Source organism: uncultured Tenacibaculum sp., assembly GCF_947499065.1.
Taxonomy (GTDB): domain Bacteria; phylum Bacteroidota; class Bacteroidia; order Flavobacteriales; family Flavobacteriaceae; genus Polaribacter.
The window spans coordinates 1-2,500 of record NZ_CANMMT010000020.1 but is presented as its reverse complement, the minus strand read 5'-3'; the positions used below and the strand labels follow the sequence as shown (position 1 = coordinate 2,500).

At 45.2% G+C, this 2,500-nt stretch carries 2 tRNA genes and 1 rRNA gene (1 of these 3 cut by a window edge); all 3 read right to left on the bottom strand.

Annotation, left to right across the window (positions count from 1 at the left end):
- Nucleotides 1-2,043 (bottom strand): 23S ribosomal RNA (locus Q0958_RS18770); it reaches 834 nt to the left of the window's first position.
- Between the two features lie 163 nt (nt 2,044-2,206).
- Nucleotides 2,207-2,280 (bottom strand) — tRNA-Ala (locus tag Q0958_RS18765).
- 96 nt (nt 2,281-2,376) lie between these two features.
- Nucleotides 2,377-2,450 (bottom strand) — tRNA-Ile (locus Q0958_RS18760).
- Nucleotides 2,451-2,500: the final 50 nt, after the last annotated feature.

Below are 2,500 nucleotides of genomic sequence, written 5' to 3'. Positions count from 1 at the left end.
TCGGCATCTTCACCGATACTACAATTTCACCGAGCTCATGGCTGAGACAGTGTCCAGATCGTTGCACCATTCGTGCAGGTCGGAACTTACCCGACAAGGAATTTCGCTACCTTAGGACCGTTATAGTTACGGCCGCCGTTTACTGGGGCTTCATTTCAGATCTTCGCCGAAGCTAAACCCTCCACTTAACCTTCCAGCACCGGGCAGGTGTCAGGCCTTATACATCATCTTTCAATTTAGCAAAGCCCTGTGTTTTTGATAAACAGTCGCCTGGACCTTTTCACTGCGGCCCCACAATGTGGGGCGACCCTTCTCCCGAAGTTACGGGTCGATTTTGCCTAGTTCCTTAGCCATGAATCTCTCGAGCACCTTAGAATTCTCATCCCAACTACCTGTGTCGGTTTACGGTACGGGTTCTTATAATCTGAAGCTTAGAGGTTTTTCTTGGAAGCCCTTAGGCACACTATCAACGCATCCGAAGACTTGTTGTACTATCACACTTCAGCTAAAGCTGCGGATTTGCCTACAGCTCTAATACCTAAATGTTTCAACGAACTATTCCGTCAGTTCGCGGTGCTTTCATCACTCCGTCACCCCATCGCAATTATAAGAAGTACAGGAATATTAACCTGTTGTCCATCGACTACTCCCTTCGGATTCGCCTTAGGTCCCGACTAACCCTCAGCTGATTAGCATCGCTGAGGAAACCTTAGTCTTTCGGTGAGGGGGTTTCTCGCCCCCTTTATCGTTACTTATGCCTACATTTTCTTTTCTATCCGCTCCAGCATACCTCACAGTACACCTTCAGCGCAAATAGAATGCTCCCCTACCACTTATATATAAATATAAATCCATAGCTTCGGTAATATGTTTATGCCCGATTATTATCCATGCAAAACCGCTCGACTAGTGAGCTGTTACGCACTCTTTAAATGAATGGCTGCTTCCAAGCCAACATCCTAGCTGTCTAAGCAGTTTCACCTCGTTAGTTCAACTTAACATATATTTGGGGACCTTAGCTGATGGTCTGGGTTCTTTCCCTCTCGGACATGGACCTTAGCACCCATGCCCTCACTGCTGAAAAACATTTTATAGCATTCGGAGTTTGTCAGGAATTGGTAGGCGGTGAAGCCCCCGCATCCAATCAGTAGCTCTACCTCTATAAAACTTTTATTCAACGCTGCACCTAAATGCATTTCGGGGAGTACGAGCTATTTCCGAGTTTGATTGGCCTTTCACCCCTACCCACAGGTCATCCAAAGACTTTTCAACGTCAACTGGTTCGGTCCTCCACTGTGTGTTACCACAGCTTCAACCTGCCCATGGGTAGATCACTCGGTTTCGCGTCTACTACTACTAACTATGGTCGCCCTATTCAGACTCGCTTTCGCTTCGGCTCCGGACCTTAAATCCTTAACCTTGCTAGCAACAGTAACTCGTAGGCTCATTATGCAAAAGGCACGCCGTCACACAGTAAATGTGCTCCGACCGCTTGTAGGCGTACGGTTTCAGGTTCTCTTTCACTCCCTTACTTAGGGTTCTTTTCACCTTTCCCTCACGGTACTAGTTCACTATCGGTCTTTCAGGAGTATTTAGCCTTACCGGATGGTCCCGGTGGATTCATACAGGATTACTCGTGTCCCGCACTACTCAGGGTACTGCTATATCATCTTCGCTTACCTATACGAGACTATCACTCTCTTTGGTTCGTCTTTCCAAACGATTCTAGTTCACTAAGATTCTAATGTCGCAGCCCTACAACCCCAATACTGCCGTAACAACATTGGTTTGGGCTAATCCGCGTTCGCTCGCCACTACTAACGGAATCACTATTGTTTTCTCTTCCTCTGGTTACTTAGATGTTTCAGTTCACCAGGTTTGCCCCCTTGCGGGTAACATGTCTTCAACATGCTGGGTTGCCCCATTCGGAAATCTACGGATCATAAAATATGTGCTTCTCCCCGTAGCTTATCGCAGCTTATCGCGTCCTTCATCGCCTCTGAAAGCCTAGGCATCCGCCATACGCCCTTATTTAGCTTATTGTACTTTTTGCTCTAGAATTTCTCCTAGAACGAGCTCTTTATAATTTGTTCTTATAAAAAATATTCTTGTTAAATATTTAAATTTAACTTCTCTATCTTGATTCTTTACGATATCATTCTACCAATATGTCAATGAACGTTTTCAGATTCTTTAAACCTGATCGTGGAGAATACCGGAGTCGAACCGGTGACCTCTTGCGTGCAAGGCAAGCGCTCTAGCCAGCTGAGCTAATCCCCCATAGTCTTTTAGTTATGAGCTCTTAGTCGTGAGTCATTAGTTGTAACAACCCATACTTCTCAACTTCTAAAATTTCCTATACTAAGCGTCTTATTGTAGTCTCGGGCAGACTCGAACTGCCGACCTCTACATTATCAGTGTAGCGCTCTAACCAGCTGAGCTACGAGACTATAAGATCTTAGTCTAATATTTTTAAAATTAACAGCAAAGAGTAAAATAA